This window comes from Cognatundibacterium curvum, from assembly GCF_014284235.1.
Taxonomy (GTDB): domain Bacteria; phylum Pseudomonadota; class Gammaproteobacteria; order Burkholderiales; family Burkholderiaceae_D; genus Undibacterium; species Undibacterium curvum.
Window position 1 is genome coordinate 143,175 of the sequence record NZ_JACOGD010000009.1, and the last position, 16,903, is coordinate 160,077.

A 16,903-nucleotide genomic window follows, 5' to 3' on the forward strand; every position below is an offset into this window, starting at 1 on the left:
TTGGACATGCAAAATTGTGAGTTATTGTGATAATTGTCATCTGATCTGGCCTTATGACGTTATGCTGTGCGGGTTCACTGTTTTTCAACTGGAGTCAATCATGAAAAAAAATATCATACTCGCCGGAATATTATTGAGCACAGCCAGCGCTGTTTTTGCACAAAATGCACAAATGAATAAGCAGCAATATGCAGACGCGTCAAAGCAGGCTGCCAGCCGTTATACAGAAGATAAAAAATTATGCGCTGAAGAAAGTAACTCAGCTACCCGTATGCAGTGCTTACGGGATGCCAAAGCTGTTTACAACGATGCACTTGCTGCTGCAAAGACAGCATCCGCAAAAAATAACCAGGCCGGCAACCAAAAAAATCAACCGGTATGTGCCGAATGTGGTCGTGTTATCGCTTTGAATGTCAGTGAAAAAGAAGGTGAGGGCAGTGCTTTAGGTGTCATCGCCGGTGGTGTTGCAGGCGCATTATTGGGCAATCAGGTAGGTGGCGGTACTGGTCGTGATCTGGCAACTATCGCGGGTGCGGCTGGTGGTGCGATGGCGGGACATAAAATTGAACAGAAAGTCAAATCTGCCAAAGTCTGGACGGTCACAGTCCAATACGATAACGGCAATAAACAGAATTTTCATTTTGATCAGGATCCTGGATTGCAATCCGGTGATTTAGTGAAAAACAGCGGTTCCAGTATCGTGCGCAGATAATTATTTTTTTGATCAAACCTGTTGTGTATCAGACATAACGGCATAACAATTTTTCAAATTGTTATGCCGTTTTTCTATTTTTTCTGCGTCAGCACAACAAAAAAGCAGCAACAAAAATCCCTTTCTTGCCTGAAAAGAATCTCGCAGTTAGACTGCAAGTCAGATTTAAGTTTATTGCCAAGAGGCATACAAATGATTATGCGCAGGATATTTTCGAAATGTTTACATTTAGGCATAGGGCTGGGTTTGCTCATGTCTGCAGGGGCGCAGGTACAGGCGTCTGCGCCGGAATCGTGTAAAAAAATAATTTCTACTGGCAACCCCGAATATCCGCCTTATTTATGGCGCGATCCTGAAGATGAAAACCGTTTAATCGGTGCCAACGCTGATTTCGTACAAGCCATAGGAAAAGAAATAGGTATTCCGGTTGAGGTTCGCTATTTCGGGCCTTGGGGCAGAGTGCAGGAAGAGGCAAAATTAGGCAGAGTGGACTTGCTGGCCGGTGCTTTTTTGACCTTGCCACGATTTGATTACATGGATTATGTGTATCCGGCATTTCGTGAAACCAGCACCGTTATCTGGATCAGAAAAGGTGGCAAAGTCCGTTATAAAAAATGGAGTGATCTGACTGGGAAAAGCGGCGTCACCGTTATCAATAACAGCTTCGGTGAGGAATTCGACCGTTATGCTAAAGAGTCTTTGCGCATCTCAACCGTAGCGACGCTGGAGCAGGCGCTGGCGATACTGAATTTGGGACGTGCGGATTATCTGATTTATGAAGAGGCGCCGGGATTAGCCATTGCTGCTAAAAATCAAATCACCAGTTTGCAGGCAGTTTATCCTGCCATTACGAATGAAAATCTGTATCTGACCATTCCGCACAAGTCGCCTTGCAATACGCCGGAAATGCGGGCCCGTGTAGCAAAAGCAATGTATAAACTTGATAAGCAAAAAGTGATGGATAAATTGCTGGAGGCGAATATGGACCTCTGGCGCAAGCAGCACGCAAAATAAACGGCTGCACAGAGGCTTGCTTTGCAAAGATATTCTTTAAGACAAATTTCGATTTTTGGTGTCGGACTCGGCATTTTGCTGCCTGCGCTCGTGTTCGGATACTTCATGGTGCTGGCACGCTACGAGCGTGAAGTACAGTTGCGCATCCGCAATCCCATGGTGCAGTATGCCGATATGCTGGCAAAAGCGATGGAAGTGCCGATCTGGAATGTCGATAAAGAGGTGGGTCGCCAGTTTGTCAGTGGCGTGATGCGCAATCCTGAAGTTGTCAGTATTGCCATTACTGATGAGGCGGGTTCCGATTTTGTCAGTCAAAAAAAAGAAGCCGGATCCAGCGCTGCGTTACTGACCGATACCCGTCCTGTTATTCTCGATAATAAAATTATCGGTAAAGTCGAAATTTCGCTCACGACCGCCAATGTGAAACATGATTTGCTGGAAGATGTTGCCACGCAATTGCTGGGTTTGGGGGCGCAAGTCTTGTTCTCCTTCGCTTTAATCTGGTTTCTGTTTGACCGCCGTATCATACGTCCTATACAAATTTTGCAGCAGGAAACCGCGAGGCTGGCCAGTGGTCAGATGGAGCAGCCTTTGGCGTGGACACGTCAGGATGAAATTGGCAACCTGGCACAGGGGTTGAACAAAATGCGCCTGAATCTGGGCGAGCTGATTGCAGGGCGAGAACATCAGAATGCCTTGCTACAGCAAGAACTCGCAGAACGGTTGCGGGTTGAACAAATCCTGCGTGAAACAGAAGAAAAATTTATCGCGATTTTTCAGGCTTCACCGGTTGCGATGACGGTATTCAGAAAAAATCCCACTTACCGCATGGCTGATGTCAACGATGCCTGGGTGCGTCAGTTCGGCTGGTCACATGAAACCATACTTGGGCAAGTCAGCATGCAAGAGTATTTGTGGCGTAACATGGACGATTTTCATCATGTCGTCCAATGTCTTGAGCGCGATGGAGAAATACATGGCTACGAAGCCTGGTGCCGCAGCGGTATCGCCGGTCGTTTGTTACTGTGTGAATTGTCTGGCCGTCTGGTAAGAATTGCCGAGGAAACCATGCTGATTCTGGTTCAGGAGGATATTACGGAAAAACGCCAGAATGAACAGGCTATCCGTAATATGAATGTCACGCTGGAAAAACGCGTTTCCGAGCGTACCCACGAATTAGAAGTGGCCAATACTGAGCTGACTATAGTGCTCGAAGATTTACAACGCGCACAACAGGAATTGCTGCGCACAGAAAAAATGGCGGCATTGGGTTCGCTGGTCGCCGGTGTGGCGCATGAATTGAATACGCCTATCGGTACCAGTGTGACAGTCGCCAGTACTTTGCAACAGCAAACTACAGAGATTTATCAGCAATTTCAGCAAGGCTTACGCAAGTCAGTGCTGGAAGATTATTTATCTAATGCCCGCCTGGGCACGGATTTGCTCTTGCGTAATCTGAGCAAGGCTTCCGAGCTGGTCGCCAGTTTCAAGCAAGTCGCAGTCGATCGCACCAGCGCCAACCGTCGCCAGTTTGCGCTCGATGAGATGATGGATGAATTAATCTTGACGCTGGGCCCCATGATACGTAAGACGCCGCATGAAGTGATTGCTGACATTCCCGCGAAGATGCTGCTGGATAGCTATCCGGGCGCACTGGGCCAGGTCATGACCAACCTGATCAACAATGCCTTCATCCACGCATTTGATGCAGATGTGCGCGGCCAGGTGCGTATAGAGGGGCGCGACAAGGGTGAGGAATGCATCGAGATTACCGTGACCGATAATGGTAAAGGTATTCCACCAGCCAATATTGGTCGCATCTTTGATCCTTTCTTCACCACCCGTCTGGGGCAAGGTGGTAGCGGACTCGGACTGAACATCGTCTACAATCTCGTCAAAGATGTATTAGGTGGCGATATACGGGTGTCCAGCACCGTTGGCGAAGGAACGCGTTTCAGTATGAGCATACCGAAAATTGCCAAAATCTCTGAAACCCCGCATTAAGCGACTTACTTCTGGATAGAGGTAGCTTGCTTTGCCTGCATGCCATAGTTCTGCTACAGTCTTGTAATGAGTAAATTATCTTTAGACCGTATTCTGCAGTCGCAGGGATTTGGATCGCGCAAGTATTGCCGCGAGCTGATAGAGGATGGCGAGGTCAGCATCCAGGGTGAAGTTGTCGATAACTATAAGCTGACGTTGGAAACCAATGGCTTGCAGTTCACGATTTTCGAGGAAGAATGGACTTATCGCGAGCATGTCTACATTGCACTCAACAAGCCATCCAATTTTGAATGTTCGCGTAAGCCCAGCCATCATCCCGGGGTACTGACTTTATTGCCCGAGCAATTCAGCTGGCGCGATGTGCAGCCGGTTGGCCGACTGGATCACGATACTACCGGTATGTTGCTGATGTCGGATGACGGGCCTTTCATTCACGCACAGTCATCGCCTAAGCGTCATGTACCCAAGGTCTATCTGGCGACGACAGCTGAACCGGTGACTGAGGCACTGGTCAGCACTTTACTCAGTGGCGTGCAATTACATGATGAGCCTGCACCGCTCGCCGCCCAGATGTGCCGCCAGGTCGCAGAGTTTCAAATCGAGATTATTTTGGAGCAAGGCAAGTATCATCAGGTCAAGCGCATGTTAGCGGCAGCAGGTAATCATTGTGCCGCGTTGCAACGCACCGCGATAGGTAAGTTAACACTCGCATCGCTGGAGCTGGAAGAAGGGGAGTGGTGTTACCTGACGCAAGAGCAGCTGGACTTACTGGTTCCTGTCGATTTCAACGCGTAAGCGGGAGCGCTTTCGCGTTGCTTAAGGTTTCAACATGAATTCACTGGCCTGAGTTTCATGGATTTCAGGTCTTTCGTTTTGCTGATCATGAATGAGGAAACTGACTATGCGCGTAATTGCTGTGACCAACCCCAAAGGGGGCGTAGGAAAAACCACTTTTTCCACTAATCTGGCCGGATATTTTGCCGCTCAGGGTCAGACCGTCATGCTGGGAGACATGGATGTTCAGCAATCCTCTCTCAGCTGGCTGAAAATCCGTCCCGATAATCTGGCGCGCATCACGCCCTGGCAGCCTGCTGATGCCTTGCCATCCAAAGCAAGCAAAGGACATATGGTACTGGATACGCCCGCTGGTCTGGCCGGTGCTGCGCTGGAACAGGTGCTGGCGCTGGCGACGAAAATCGTCATTCCTTTGCAGCCCTCGATTTTCGATATTCTCGCTACCCAGGATTTTCTGAATCTGATCGCCCAACAAAAACACCGTTGCGAAGTCGGCGTATTAGGTATGCGCGTCCACGCGCGCAGCCGCTCTGCCGACCAGTTGGCGAACTATGTGAATCAACTGGGCTTACCGGTGATCGGTTATTTACGTGACACCCAGAACTATATACAACTGGCGGCCCATGGCGCGACCATCTGGGATGTCGCGCCATCGCGCGTGGATAAAGATCTGGAACAATGGGAAGAGGTGTTGCGCTGGATAGAGCGTTAGGCTTTTTTGTACGGATGTCGGTACACCCGTCGTGTGTACCGATCCATTTTGTTTCATAGGAAACCTTCCGCTTGTCAGTTTTTTTGGAGGCTTAGGTCGAAAAACGCAATATTTCCGTCAGAAAATTACCCTCTCCAGTAATACTTACCTATAATGCCGTCTCCCTGAGTACAGGGAAGTTTCCCTTTTTATATCAAAGACTTACGGCATGCACCTGACTATCTTCGAAACTCCTATCATTAACACATTGATGCGCTGGATCGCCGTCCTGGCTGCGCGACTGACCGGTTGGCGCGTTGAGGGCATACAGCCTGCCGAGAAAAAATACGTATTGATTGCAGCCCCGCATACCAGTAACTGGGATTTTCCGGTGACCCTGATGGTGTGCTTTGTGCTGCGTCTGCGTGTCTATTGGATGGGGAAAGCCAGCCTGTTTCCACCTGTGCTGGGTGGCGTGATGCGTTGGCTGGGCGGGATTGCGGTGGATCGCAGCCGTTCCGGCAATTTGGTACAGAGCACAGTGGATGCGTTTCATGCCAGCGACAGGTTGACTGTGATCGTGCCGCCGGAGGGTACGCGTGGCAAAGTCACTCATTGGAAAACCGGCTTTTACTATATCGCACTTGGCGCCGGGGTACCGATTGCCCTAGGTTATCTGGATTTCGGTCGTAAGGTGGGCGGTATAGGGAAAATGTTTATGCCGACTGGCGATATTGCTGCCGACATGCAGGAAATCCGCCAGTTCTACGCCGGCATACAAGGCAAGCACCCGCAACAATTTGAGGACAATATTCAGATCCGTTAAGCTGGCTTCAGCTTGTCGCCCGCAACTTCCCTGCTATTTGCGCCCGAATAGCCTGCCTGTCGGCCATTTGGCAGGGCTGCCTAAGGCAAGACCCTGATCAGATGCGGCTGTCAGCCCGAAATGCGGCTGGGAGCCGCATTTTTACTCAGACTAGGATTTTGGAATTTGACCGATAGTGCGTGTATTCGCCTATCCGTATCTTAGCCGGTATGCCTGGATTCGCCTTTGGCAGAGGATGTGACTTGCTCAGTTTTGCTGTCTTGTTGCAGCAATAACCATTGCGCGGGTTGCAGTATGAGTTTTTTAGTCAGTAATTCGCAATACGGGTGGGCAGCCAGCCAGACGATGAGGGCACTCGCTCCCAGTGAAACCAATAAGCGTGCCGTGTCTTCCAGATGCAGGATGCGGTTTAATAAGCCCGTATTGTGCAGAATAATCAGTGCCATTCCATGCCATAAAAAGACATACATGGATTGTCTTCCTATTCTGGCCAATCCCCAGTGGCGGCGACTCATCAAATAACAAACGGCCAGACCGATCACAGTACAACTTAGGTATTGGACCAGTTGATACATACTGCCCGTCACATTTGCCATCCCCAGTCTGTGTAATGAGAAACTGCCGTACAGCCAGCGATAGTCAAAATGCTTAGGCAACAACATGGCAGCAACGATCGCGCTGGCGCAGATCAGCAGGCTGAGCAAGAGCCATTGTGGTTTGCTCTTCCAGCGCTGGAAGAAATCTGGCCCCAGCGTCCAGCCCAGTACGAAAAATGGGAAGAAAGTCAGTGTCCGTGCAGCACTCATAAAGTAACCGCTGTGCTCGGAATAGCTGGCAGCCATAGCCAGTAAGACCGCAATCAGCACCGGAAATTGTAAGCGTGCAAACAGTGGCAGCAACAGCCGCCAGCTCAACAGACTCAGCAAATACCACAGCATCCAGTAAGGCGCGATCAGTTTGGCGTAGACGCTGAAACTGCCGGTCAGGGCATACTCGGTCAATTCATACAGCAATTCAAAGGCGAGTAAGGGCGCCAGGATATTCCGGATCAGCTGGCTGGATTGCTGCTGGTTCAGATCGGGTTTTGAGAGCATGCCTGACACCATGGCAAACATCGGCATGTGAAAGGTATAGATCAGTATCCAGATCGGACGCAGGAAGGCATCACTAGCGATGTGCAATTCCACCAGATGACCGAATACCACCAGAAAAATCAGTAAGCCTTTGATGTTATCGAGGCTAGTGTTTCTGTTCAGGGGGAGGGCGGGGCGGGAGGAGTGCATATTCGTCAAGTAGATCAAGTACCGCAAAGAGCCGTGATGATAATCGAATTTAGGATATTTTCCCGCAATTAAGTAGTTCTGCTTTGTAACGTATGTCTATTTAGGTAAATTTCTTATCGCATCGTGAAATAGTGTTGGCTGGTGCAAATAAGCATCATTTATTCCGCTGCACCTATTCTGAGTTTCTGGCGATTTCAGTCATGGAGCTGTCAGTAGAGTCAGGTAAAATATGTTTACCTACTGAAATATTCTGTGCTTTCTTTGACGAATATAGCAGTCAAATTTTTGGATAGCGTGGTATGGCGAGAGAAAAATCACGGGCCAGTTTGCTCAGTGCGCAGCTTGATTTCGAGGATATCCGGAATCCCGGAGAGCCAGTTGAGCAGTCGCTGGATGAGTTGTCTCATTTGCAATTTGATGTGGGCAACAATGAGCTTAAACCTGAACCCAAGACGAGCAAAACACCGCTTATCTTACGTACGGCGGCTGATATTGCCAAAGAGCAATTGCGTCAAGAGCGACTGGAGCGCGAGCGTAAAAAAGCGAGTGAAAAGGCCGATAATTTTGCTTTTTATGCCGCTATCGTTGCGCTGCTTAGTTTCCTGGTAATCTTCGGAGTTGTGTTTTTTACAAAATTTTCTAACAATGAGAATATGCCCAGTTATCTGGCGCTGCCCCAGACAGTGGTGAATCTGGATGGGCAGGTGATACGGATGCAGGTCAATATTCAGGTGGCCAATTCGGACAGGGAATGGCTGGCAAAGCACAAACAGGCGCTGACCGAGATGTTTCCGATCACCATGACTACCATTGATCCTGAAGATCTGAAAACCGAAGAGGGACTGGAGCGCATCCGCGAGCAGATGCGCGTTGACTTAAACCAGCGACTGGCAACGGATAAAGTACAGTCGGTGTTATTGAATGAGTTACTGACACAGAACCGTTAAGCGCGCGGGCATTCGCGCATTCAGATAGCGCTGCCCGCGTGGCTCAGATTTCTGCGAGGTAGCGCAATAATTTTTCTAATGCGTAGGCCACAGTCTGTTCACGCACGCTGTGACGGTCGCCGCTGAAAATTTTACGTTCGGTATGCGTTGTCCCACCGACAGTCCAGCCAAAGCATATCGTCCCTACTGGCTTGCCAGGTACCGCACCACTCGGCCCGGCGATACCCGTGGTGGATAGGGCGACATGGGCTTCCGAATTAGCGATTGCGCCTTCGGACATGGCGGCAGCGATTTCTTCACTGACCGCACCATGTTGCGCGATCAGCGCGGCCGGAATATTCAGGAGTTCAGACTTGGACGAATTGGAATAGCTGACAAAGCCGCAGTCAAACCATTCCGAGGAGCCTGCAATTTCTGTCAATGCCTGACAGACACCACCGCCGGTGCAGGATTCAGCGACCGCCAGTATCAGGCGTCTGGATTTGAGTTCTTCACCGACTTTTGCTGCGAGTTCGATAGCATTCTGCATGATGCGCCTCCCGTCTGGTTGTTTGAGTTCTCCGTTCATGAACGGTGGAAACTACTTTACCACTTAGTCTGTGCTGCGGTGTAGTCTGTTTGTGAAAGAAAATAAGGCTATGGGCCTGTTAACTTTTGTTATTTGGCAGAGTTGTCCTGGCCAGCAAGCATGACTGCTTGCTGACAAGCGTATTTATTTCTTAAAAAACCGCAGGGAAACGCCACTGCCTACAGTACGCCCTTGCGCAACAGCGGCTTTGAACTGACAGCTTTTTGCCAGGCGCAGGGCTTCCTCTTCAGCGCTGGCATCACCTATACCCCACTGTAGCAACGCTTGCTGACTGGTGATACCCATAGAATTGACATAGGTTCCCACCACGATTCCGACACCTGGTTCATTTTCCTGCGCCAGTCGTACCAAGGCAGACTCTGGGCAAGTATCCTGTTTCAGTTGTACATCGCGACTGCCAGTAAAGTTCCAGTTGTAGCTTATTGTTTTACTCGCGGGTGTGTAGTTACCTGCCGGGTAAGCCTGGCAGCCGTCGACCGCTTGTATTGCCATGCTATCGAGCAACTTCCATCCACTGCTTCTGGTCAATTCATAACTCTCGACTTTTCCGTTGGCGCCGATAGCCAGCTTGAGTTTGGCCGTGCCGGACATCCCTGCTTCTCTGGCTTTTTTGGGATAGGGACCTATCGGACAATTTTTTTCTACATCAAGCGGACCGGGTAAATTGGCGGAAATCATTGTTGCTGTATTTGGTTCCTGTGCCTGAACAAGTGTCGCTGTCAGGCTTGACATGAAAGCGAGCAACGCAACTGTGTTTGATGTGATCGACATGGTTTTCCCTTGGAGTTCGCGTGATTTATGTACAAAATTAATGGTATAAGACAGTGCCCGCTTGCCAGGCTGATTTAGTCATTTTGACTAATGAATCGTAAGGATTCCGCTTTTGCCACCCGCTTACCCTCGTATTCGGCGGGAAAAAATTCACAGGAGCGCGCGATGCGCAGACTTTCCTTATCCAGCGCTTCATCGCCACTTCCCCATTGAATGATGGCATCAACTACCTTCCCACCGGAAGAAACCATGACGCCCACCACAATATCATTGGCAATATCTTTGTTTTGGGCGATGCGCAGGGACGCAGATTTCTTACAACTGGCCAGGTCCAGCTCAGCACGGCTTGAGTACCCGTGATCATATTGCCAGTGTAAGACGAAGATCTTGGTTTGCGGCGCATAGTTGCCTGGTGGTAGCAATTGGCAACCGGAGAGATGATTCATAATACTCATATCGAGTATCTTCCAGCCTGCGCTTTGCAGCAGGTCAAAGGCTGCAATTTTGCCGTGCTCATCGATATGCAGCGTTAATTTGGTATCACCTTCTATGCCACGCCGCACCGCAGCGGCCGGATATTCAGGCAGTTTGCAGATAGCTTTCATATCCATCGGGAAATCAAAATTCACCACAGGCTTGGGCTCTCCGCCCTCATCATCGGCGGTGGCTATCGGGGCACAAAAAAACTGAGTGATGAAAATTAGACTTAAGGTAAAGCGGGCTATGCGCATGTCGTATCCTATTTATTGCTTTGAACGCAATATTATGCGGATAAAGTGCAATAAAGGCAATGGTTGTGGAAGTTCTGCAGTTGCATAGCCTGGATCAGGTGCCTCAGGTGCTATTGCCAGTTATTAACTACGCCACAGTGCGATGCACAGCAGGCTGAAAAAGGCTGCAACAATGTCATCGAACATCACACCAAAGCCACCCTTGAAGCGCTGGTCAAAGTAGCGTATCGGCGGTGGTTTGACCATGTCAAAGAAACGGAAAATCAGAAACGCAGCAGTCTGCGCTTGTGCGCCCGCAGGTGTGACCAGGACTAAAACCAGCCAGAACGCAATAATCTCATCCCACACCATACTGCCATGGTCGGCAACACCCAGATTTTTGCCTGTAATGTGGCAAGCCCAGATGCCGACGACGAAGCCAATCACGATGATGAGCAACCAGTTCCAGGGTGTGAAAAACGCAGGCCAGCGGTCGCTGAAGATATTAAAGCTCAGCCAGGCAAACAGGGTGCCCATGGTCCCCGGAACACTGGGCGATAAGCCACTGCCAAAGCCTTGCGCCAGGATATGCGCGGGATGACTGAACATGAAGCGCGCACCGGGGCGCAATATCTGGGCCGTTTGCCCGTTATCCAGAGTGGTCATGGGGTAGAGAAGTGATCGAAAGACTGTAAATGTAATTGTAGCGGCTGTTGCTGCGCATCGAATAAGCGCAAACCGGCTTGGGCTTCAATCTGGCCGATACGGGTTACGCGGGTCTGGCTGGCTTGCGCTGCCGCGAGTACCTGATCACGTTGATCCGCTGCAGCAGTGAAGCATAATTCATAGTCATCGCCGCCAGTCAGGCAAAAGCGTCGGCGTAGTGCAAGCTCTTGCTGTTGCAGCATAGGGCCGGCTGGCAAGGCATCCACCCACAAACTCGCACCAACACCTGAGCGCTTCAGGATATGTCCGAGATCACCAGTCAGGCCATCTGAGATATCCAGCGCCGCATGGGTGATACCGCGCAGCGACAGTCCCAGCTCAACTCTGGGCGTCGGCATATGCATACGCAGCGCTGCCTGTTGATGGACTTCTGCAGTTAAGTTCAGCTCTTGCCAGTATCCGGCCAGTGCCAGCCGTGCGTCACCTAGCGTGCCTGAAACCCAGATATCATCGCCGACTTGGGCGGCATCACGGCGCAATGCCTGTCCCGGTGGGATTTCACCAAATACGGTGATGCAGATGTTCAGTGGTCCTTTGGTGGTGTCACCGCCGATCAGACGGCACTGATGCTGATCCGCCAGTGCCAGTAATCCCTGGGAAAAAGGATGTAGCCAGTCAGCATTCGCTTCCGGTAATGCCAGCGCCAGGCTAAAGCCCATAGGGCGTGCGCCCATCGCAGCCAGATCAGACAAATTCACCGCCAGGCATTTATGCCCCAGCATACGCGGGTCAGCGTCAGGGAAAAAGTGTCGGCCCGAGACCAGCATGTCGGTAGAAATCGCGGTTTGCATGCCAGCCGTTGGCTGTATCAACGCACAGTCGTCACCCACACCCAGCACCAGATGCGAGTCGGTCGGGGAATGGTGCGCAAAATAATGTTGGATTAAATCAAATTCGGAGAGCATGCGCGCATTGTACCGAATACCAGAGTCTGTGCGGCTGAGTTTGTTAGCGGAAACACAGGGTAGCCGCTCGCGGTTTTGGCTCAGACCCGGCTGACGGTCAGCAGCATATTCTGCACATCCGGGGACAGACTATAGGTATGAAAAGTCTGCCAGTTATTGACACGTTGCCACATTGTGAGTACTGCCTTGCGGAGGTGGATTGCGGTATGCATTCTTTGTATCCTTTCATACGGGACTGGATGTTCTGTTGCAGGATTGCATGGGATAACGAGCTTCATGTTATGCTGCGTAAGGTTGTTAGCTATCAAAGTGTTGTTGATGATAGTTATATGTAATTTATTTGTGAAATTAATTGTTTTTATTGGTTGGATAGTGGCTTGCTATGCGATTAGGGTTTCCTCATTCAAATTAGGCATAGACTTATGCGCTAAAAGCATAGAAACCGTACAAATACGTATGAAGAATGAAAGCCTGCTCTGCTAGAATCTAGAGCCTATCCTCCAACAGTAAGTTTTGAGTAAGTAAAAAAGAAAGAAGGCCGTATGGATTCAGCAGATCAGAAAGAGCAAATTCGTCAGCAGTTGCGTCAGGCAGCGCTGGAATATCATGAATGCCCGACACCGGGCAAAATCAGCGTGACGCCAACCAAGCAACTGACCAACCAACGTGATCTGGCGCTGGCTTACTCTCCTGGTGTTGCCGCTCCTTGTGAAGAAATCGTCGCTGATCCGACTGCTGCATTTAAATATACGGCGCGTGGCAACCTGGTTGGTGTCATCACCAACGGAACTGCCGTGCTGGGTCTGGGCAATATCGGCCCACTGGCATCCAAGCCCGTGATGGAAGGTAAGGGCGTCCTGTTCAAAAAATTTGCCGGTATCGATGTGTTCGATATTGAGATTAATGAACCTGATCCGGACAAGCTGGTTGATATCATCGCGTCGCTGGAGCCTACCTTTGGCGGCATTAATCTGGAAGATATTAAAGCCCCTGAGTGCTTCTATATCGAGCGCAAGCTGCGTGAACGCATGAAAATCCCGGTCTTCCATGACGATCAGCACGGCACTGCGATTATCGTTGGCGCGGCGATCATGAATGGTCTGAAAGTCGTCGGTAAGGACATCAAAAAAACCAAGATGGTGGTGTCTGGTGCTGGCGCAGCAGCACTCGCATGTCTGGATCTGATCGTCGATCTGGGCTTCCCTATCGAAAATATTTTCGTCACAGATTTAGCGGGTGTGGTGTATCAGGGCCGTACAGAACTGATGGATCCGGACAAGGCACGCTTTGCGCAGGACACCAGTGCGCGCACTTTGCGTGATGTCATTCCTGATGCCGACATCTTCCTTGGCTTGTCAGCAGCAGGTGTACTGAAGCAGGACATGGTCAAAATGATGGCCGCGAATCCTCTGATTCTGGCGCTGGCCAACCCGACACCGGAAATTCTGCCGGAGGAAGTCAAGGCAGTGCGCGACGATGCGATCATGGCGACTGGCCGCTCGGATTTCCCGAATCAGGTCAATAACGTCTTGTGCTTCCCTTACATTTTCCGTGGTGCGCTGGATTGTGGTGCAACCACCATCACCCGCGAAATGGAAATCGCCGTTGTCCACGCGATTGCTGAGCTGGCGCAGGCGGAACAATCTGACGTCGTGGCTTCCGCCTATGGCATCAGTAACCTGTCGTTTGGTCCGGAATATCTGATTCCTAAACCATTTGATCCGCGTCTGATGATCAAGATTGCACCGGCGGTTGCTAAAGCGGCAGAAGAATGCGGTGTGGCTGCGCGTCCGATTCAGGATATGCAGGCTTATGCAGATAAGTTGCAGCAATTTGTATATCACAGCGGTACCTTTATGAAGCCGCTGTTCCAGATCGCGAAGAAAGCACCGGCTGAACGTAAGCGCATTGTGTATGCCGAAGGTGAAGACGAACGTGTACTGCGTGCGGTACAGGTGGTGGTTGACGAAAAACTGGCGACGCCGATTTTGGTTGGCCGTCCGCAAGTTCTGGCGCAACGCGTAGAGAAATTCGGTTTGCGCATTCGTCCGGGTATTGATTTTGAAGTCATCAATCCGGAATTCGATCCGCGTTATCGTGATTACTGGCAGACTTACCATCAGATGACTTCCCGTAAAGGCGTCACTGAGCAATACGCGAAACTGGAAATGCGCCGCCGTCACTCCCTGATCGGTTCCATGATGGTCCATAAGGGCGATGCAGATGGCATGATCTGCGGTACCTTTGGTAATTCCACGCTGCACCTGAACTATATCCATCAGGTGTTGGGTAAGCGCGAAGGCGTCAATGTCTATGCAGCGATGAATGCACTGGTACTGCCAGATCGTCAGCTGGTGCTGGTGGATACGCATGTGAATGAAAATCCGACTGCAGAACAACTGGCGGAAATCACGATTATGGCGGCTGAAGAAATGCGTCGCTTCGGTCTGATGCCTAAGGCGGCTTTACTGTCTCATTCGAATTTCGGTTCGAGTAACAGTGAGTCTGCGCAGAAAATGCGTGCCGCACTGGAGATCATCCGCCGCGATGCGCCAGATCTGGAAATTGACGGCGAAATGCATGGCGATACCGCGCTCGACTCTGCCTTCCGCAAAAAAATGATGCCGGATACGACTTTGAATGGCGATGCGAATCTGCTGGTCATGCCAAATATCGATGCCGCTAATATTGCCTACAATCTGTTGAAAACAACGGCCGGCAACAATGTGGCGATTGGTCCTATCCTGCTGGGTTGTGCAAAACCTGTGCACGTCCTGACACCATCGGCAACAGTACGCCGTATCGTGAATATGACGGCATTGTGCGTAGTGGATGCGGTTGCTCAGCGCTGAGTGTTTGGCTGAGGCTGTATAAAAAAACGGAGGCCGATGCCTCCGTTTTTTTATTGTTGTTCCTGCTGTTTCTGCTGAGTCTGGCGGATAGGTACGCGGCCGGTAGGTACAAAATCAGATGCCTTGATGCAGTGGCCATGCTGATCATCAAAAAACATATGCGGTTTAAAAGCAGCCAGCACTTCTGATTTATTCACGCCACCCATGAAAAAGGTTTCGTCAATGGCGATGTTCCAGGCGCGCAGAGTGCGAATCACACGCTCATGTGCTGGTGAGGAGCGTGCTGTGACCAGAGCTGTGCGTATAGGAAAAGCGCGGCCATCCGGCGTTTTGAACTGATTTTGTAGATACGAGAGTGCAACCAGCAAACGTGCGAACGGTCCCTCGGGCAAAGGCTTTTTGGCATTTTCTCGCTCATGCTGTTCAAATGCCTCAACTCCGTGCTGCTGATAAATTCTTTCGGACTCATCCGAAAAAATCACGGCATCTCCGTCAAAGGCGATACGTATCTGTTCCATGTCCGCCGCATTGGGTGGCATGGGATAGAGCATGGCAGATGCAACGCCAGAATTGATCGCGGCCTGCACATCATCCTCATGTAAAGACAAAAACAGGCTGACATTAAATGCTTTGAGATAGGGCGAGAGTGGTGCGCCGCCTGTTAAAGCGGCACGACTGATGTCCAGTCCATAGTGTTCTATAGAGTTAAAAATCCTGAGCGAGGTCTCGGATGAGTTACGCGACATCACCACGACCTCTACCATGCGCTGCTCAGGCACCAGTGCATTCAGCTTTAATAAGGCTTTGACCAGTGCAAAGCCAGCGCCAGGATTTAAGACCTTGTTTTCATTTCGCAACTGGTGAGAGCGAAAAGCGTCCAGTCCCTGTTCACGGAAAATCTCATCTTCCGCTTCCAGATCAAATAAAGCACGTGAGGAAATGCCGATTACCAGCAGGTGGTCCAAGGAATAAGCCATAAATGTGTACAGTGTTCCAGGTGATGGAGAGTGACCGGTGATTTAGTGGTGTCAGAAGTGCCGCTGACTATTTGCTACATTGGTAAGAAGATATCACTATATGTAGCGGTGCGGTGAGCAGCGTAAAGTCTTTTCTCCGTGCGCAGAGGGTTGAAGGCATGCTCAGTTTGCACGTCTGAATGTCAGATTTATCCGGCAATCTCCAAATAGAGGGTGGTATCCACACTGGATGCGCGAGATACCGTGAAAACGTAAGCGGCTTTGATTACCCCAGACTAAAACATCCCCATGCATCAAGGGGATTTTGCGGCTTGCATCTTCGCGCCGCATTCCGCCCAACAGAAATTGTGCGCTTAAACCCAAAGATACAGAAACGATAGGGTGCTTGAAATCCCTTTCGTTTTTGTCCTGATGCAAGCTCAGCTGAGTGTCGGTCTGGTAGCGATTGATCAGGCAACTGTCGGGCAGAAAATCCGGAAAGCCTGCATGTAAGGCCGATTCGCTTGCAAGCCGCGCCCAATTGGCTGGCATCGCTGGCCATGGCTGCTCTGTAAGGGGATCGGCAGAATGATAGCGGTAGCCATTCTTATCTGAAATCCAGCCATACGGGCCACAACTGCTGGTCGCAACTGCCATGCGTCGGCCGCCAGGCGTGAACATATGTCTGAATGGCGAGATATTTAAAATAGCGTCTAGTTGTTGATGGATGTCAGTTGCCAGATGGTTGGCTGCTCCGCGCAGCAGAACCACACCCGGTTCTATCTCTTCTAGTTGGGCGGGTGTATTAGCGAGCTCATCAAATAAATCGTAGTTCATCTCGTGATGCTAAGCGCAAACCAGTTTGTGTTGCGCCAGATAATAGTTAAGACAGCGGTTTAAAGAGAATAAACAGAAGATTCTGATCAGGGTGTTGACACAAAGCGGGCTAAGCTTCATAATCTCGTTTCTCTGCTGCTGACGAACAAAACGATTCAAAGCAAACGCCGCAAGGCAGGCAAGAAAAGAATTCAATATTCTGTGATCTTTAACAATTAACAGTCAATAAATGTGAGCACTTGATGAAAGCGCACCGCTTAGTTTTTAACTGAGCGGCAAGCTTAA

At 50.2% G+C, this 16,903-nt stretch carries 17 protein-coding genes; 8 read left to right on the forward strand and 9 right to left on the reverse strand.

The features are described 5' to 3' along the window. Nucleotides 1–100: 100 nt before the first annotated feature. From H8K43_RS16620 to H8K43_RS16645, 6 genes are all read left to right on the forward strand, one after another. A complete protein-coding gene (locus H8K43_RS16620) occupies nucleotides 101–712 on the forward strand; it encodes an outer membrane lipoprotein (RefSeq protein ID WP_186904880.1) in 612 nt (203 codons plus the stop codon). A gap of 252 nt (nucleotides 713–964) precedes the next feature. Continuing rightward, nucleotides 965–1,726 carry a substrate-binding periplasmic protein gene (locus tag H8K43_RS16625; protein WP_222611072.1) on the forward strand — a complete coding sequence of 254 codons (762 nt, stop codon included), beginning with the start codon at nucleotides 965–967 and terminating at the stop codon, nucleotides 1,724–1,726. Between the two features lie 21 nt (nucleotides 1,727–1,747). After that, on the forward strand, nucleotides 1,748–3,730 hold the full coding sequence (locus tag H8K43_RS16630; RefSeq protein ID WP_186904881.1) for an ATP-binding protein: 1,983 nt from the start codon (nucleotides 1,748–1,750) through the stop codon (nucleotides 3,728–3,730). A 66-nt stretch (nucleotides 3,731–3,796) separates the two neighbouring features. Continuing rightward, on the forward strand, nucleotides 3,797–4,525 hold the full coding sequence (locus H8K43_RS16635; protein WP_186904882.1) for a pseudouridine synthase: 729 nt from the start codon (nucleotides 3,797–3,799) through the stop codon (nucleotides 4,523–4,525). A 106-nt stretch (nucleotides 4,526–4,631) separates the two neighbouring features. Continuing rightward, the gene (locus H8K43_RS16640) at nucleotides 4,632–5,237 is read left to right on the forward strand and encodes a ParA family protein (RefSeq protein ID WP_186904883.1); all 606 of its coding nucleotides are present in this window, start codon (nucleotides 4,632–4,634) and stop codon (nucleotides 5,235–5,237) included. Nucleotides 5,238–5,445: 208 nt separating this feature from the next. Further along, nucleotides 5,446–6,042, forward strand: coding sequence for a lysophospholipid acyltransferase family protein (locus H8K43_RS16645; protein WP_186904884.1), 597 nt, complete (start codon nucleotides 5,446–5,448; stop codon nucleotides 6,040–6,042). A 200-nt stretch (nucleotides 6,043–6,242) separates the two neighbouring features. On the opposite strand, the gene H8K43_RS16650 is transcribed toward H8K43_RS16645, so the two are convergent. After that, entirely contained in the window at nucleotides 6,243–7,325 is a 1,083-nt protein-coding gene (locus H8K43_RS16650; RefSeq protein WP_186904885.1) for an acyltransferase family protein, read from the reverse strand. A 299-nt stretch (nucleotides 7,326–7,624) separates the two neighbouring features. Here H8K43_RS16650 and H8K43_RS16655 point away from each other — a divergent pair, with 299 nt between their 5' ends. Next, nucleotides 7,625–8,272, forward strand: coding sequence for a flagellar basal body-associated FliL family protein (locus tag H8K43_RS16655; protein WP_186904886.1), 648 nt, complete (start codon nucleotides 7,625–7,627; stop codon nucleotides 8,270–8,272). Nucleotides 8,273–8,315: 43 nt separating this feature from the next. Here the strand turns inward: H8K43_RS16655 and H8K43_RS16660 are convergent, their stop codons facing one another. The 6 genes from H8K43_RS16660 to H8K43_RS19115 all read right to left on the reverse strand — a co-directional run bounded on the left by H8K43_RS16660 (nucleotide 8,316) and on the right by H8K43_RS19115 (nucleotide 12,185). Beyond that, nucleotides 8,316–8,801: a CinA family protein gene (locus H8K43_RS16660; RefSeq protein ID WP_186904887.1), complete on the reverse strand. Its 486-nt coding sequence runs from the start codon at nucleotides 8,799–8,801 to the stop codon at nucleotides 8,316–8,318. Nucleotides 8,802–8,984: 183 nt separating this feature from the next. Then, nucleotides 8,985–9,632, reverse strand: coding sequence for an energy transducer TonB (locus H8K43_RS16665; RefSeq protein WP_186904888.1), 648 nt, complete (start codon nucleotides 9,630–9,632; stop codon nucleotides 8,985–8,987). 74 nt (nucleotides 9,633–9,706) lie between these two features. Further along, complete coding sequence (locus H8K43_RS16670; protein WP_186904889.1) at nucleotides 9,707–10,363, reverse strand: energy transducer TonB; 657 nt, start codon at nucleotides 10,361–10,363, stop codon at nucleotides 9,707–9,709. A gap of 123 nt (nucleotides 10,364–10,486) precedes the next feature. After that, nucleotides 10,487–11,008, reverse strand: coding sequence for a phosphatidylglycerophosphatase A family protein (locus H8K43_RS16675; RefSeq protein WP_230404061.1), 522 nt, complete (start codon nucleotides 11,006–11,008; stop codon nucleotides 10,487–10,489). Then, nucleotides 11,005–11,973 carry a thiamine-phosphate kinase gene (gene thiL, locus H8K43_RS16680; protein WP_186904890.1) on the reverse strand — a complete coding sequence of 323 codons (969 nt, stop codon included), beginning with the start codon at nucleotides 11,971–11,973 and terminating at the stop codon, nucleotides 11,005–11,007. Before thiL ends, H8K43_RS16675 begins: the two co-directional genes overlap by 4 nt. Nucleotides 11,974–12,053: 80 nt before the next feature. Beyond that, nucleotides 12,054–12,185: a hypothetical protein gene (locus H8K43_RS19115; RefSeq protein WP_268971372.1), complete on the reverse strand. Its 132-nt coding sequence runs from the start codon at nucleotides 12,183–12,185 to the stop codon at nucleotides 12,054–12,056. Between the two features lie 330 nt (nucleotides 12,186–12,515). On the opposite strand from H8K43_RS19115, the gene H8K43_RS16685 reads away from it, so the two are divergent. After that, nucleotides 12,516–14,825, forward strand: coding sequence for an NADP-dependent malic enzyme (locus tag H8K43_RS16685; protein ID WP_222611073.1), 2,310 nt, complete (start codon nucleotides 12,516–12,518; stop codon nucleotides 14,823–14,825). A gap of 50 nt (nucleotides 14,826–14,875) precedes the next feature. Here H8K43_RS16685 and H8K43_RS16690 read toward each other — a convergent pair whose 3' ends face one another. Both H8K43_RS16690 and alkB read right to left on the reverse strand, forming a co-directional pair. Continuing rightward, entirely contained in the window at nucleotides 14,876–15,802 is a 927-nt protein-coding gene (locus H8K43_RS16690; RefSeq protein ID WP_186904891.1) for a 5'-nucleotidase, read from the reverse strand. A 162-nt stretch (nucleotides 15,803–15,964) separates the two neighbouring features. Beyond that, on the reverse strand, nucleotides 15,965–16,618 hold the full coding sequence (alkB, locus tag H8K43_RS16695) for a DNA oxidative demethylase AlkB (protein ID WP_186904892.1): 654 nt from the start codon (nucleotides 16,616–16,618) through the stop codon (nucleotides 15,965–15,967). Nucleotides 16,619–16,903: the final 285 nt, after the last annotated feature.